Consider the following 1,227-nt stretch of genomic DNA (forward strand, 5'->3'; position numbering starts at 1 on the left):
TTAGTAACTCTTTGACATCATCTTCAATAAATTGATTAGGTTTCCAGCCTGAAATCAACTTATCTAAATAGAATGTATCTAACGCACCAAGCCCCAACCCAACGGCTGTTCCAATGCCCCCTGTTGCCATTACATCAGCAATAAGTCCTGCGCCTGTAAATATACCCCAACGCGCACTTTTACCAGGCAGTTTATCTACAATCGTCTTTTTGGTAACTTCAGCGTAGTAACTTTTTATTAAATTCTGATCTGGCTCTATTCCTAATATCCATTTTTTGAATTTCTGTGAATTTTTAAGAACCGAGACAAGAGCATCAAGATCAATTTGCTTTTTATTTACTGCTTCCCTTAGTGATTTGGCATCATCAAAAACAAATCCTTGAAAATCCTGGATTTGTTTAGAGCTTTGAATGCTTTTTTCCAAAAGGTAATTAATTTTGTGCGATATGAGATTGGCGCTCAATCCGCTTGTGGCTATTTCGGATAAATTATTAGAAGAGAAAAATAACTCGCTTTCAACATTTAGGGTGTGACTCAATATAAGGGCGGAGTTAATCGTTGAATGAGATGGTGGTGTGTATTTGTGGTATACCTGATTTAATGCTGCATAATTAATATTTGTAGCAACTACTAGGCCGCCTTTTGACTTTTCTGTTTGAAATACGACACCATCTAGATCTATTTTTTCAGGTATTAGAGATTGGATTATGCTCTTAGCAGAGTAATTTATATATTCTTGGTCGATAAAAGACTTTCTTGCTCCTTCCAAGATTATATTTTCATGATTTTTAACTTTTATTAAACCTTGTATTCTTTGTGCCGTTCTTCTTCCTTTGCCAGTTTTACCTATAACATCAATGCATATTTTTCGTAGCTCGTCTTGATAAGTGTGTTGAGGTGATGAAAACTGCCCAATATCATGCTCTTCAGTACCATTTGTTGTTCGTGTTATTACACCTACATTTGTTTCTGTATAAATGATATTAAGTAGATTTTCTTCAATTAGTTCAACTACACGATCAATCCCAAAATATGTAAACAACTGTCGCAAAATACTTTGATTAGCGACTACAGAAGTTTCTCCGTAGAACAACATACACTCTACCAATGCACCAATGTCCAAAGGATTGAATGTATCCGTTGTATTTTGATTAAAAAATGTTATTGACTTAAACATTCAGTGCTTCTGTTTCCTATAGGAACTTAACAGTCTGTTTTATGAGGCCA

1 protein-coding gene is annotated in these 1,227 nt (G+C 34.9%); it reads right to left on the minus strand.

Features of this window, described 5'->3' with window-relative positions:
* A partial coding sequence (locus B4K20_RS16835; protein WP_289283801.1) for a hypothetical protein occupies positions 1–1,177 on the minus strand: 1,177 nt, incomplete at its 3' end.
* Positions 1,178–1,227: the final 50 nt, after the last annotated feature.

Origin of the sequence: Methylophaga sp. UBA5088 (genome assembly GCF_002414625.1) — a bacterium.
In the GTDB taxonomy this organism is placed as follows: Bacteria; Pseudomonadota; Gammaproteobacteria; order Nitrosococcales; family Methylophagaceae; genus Methylophaga; species Methylophaga marina.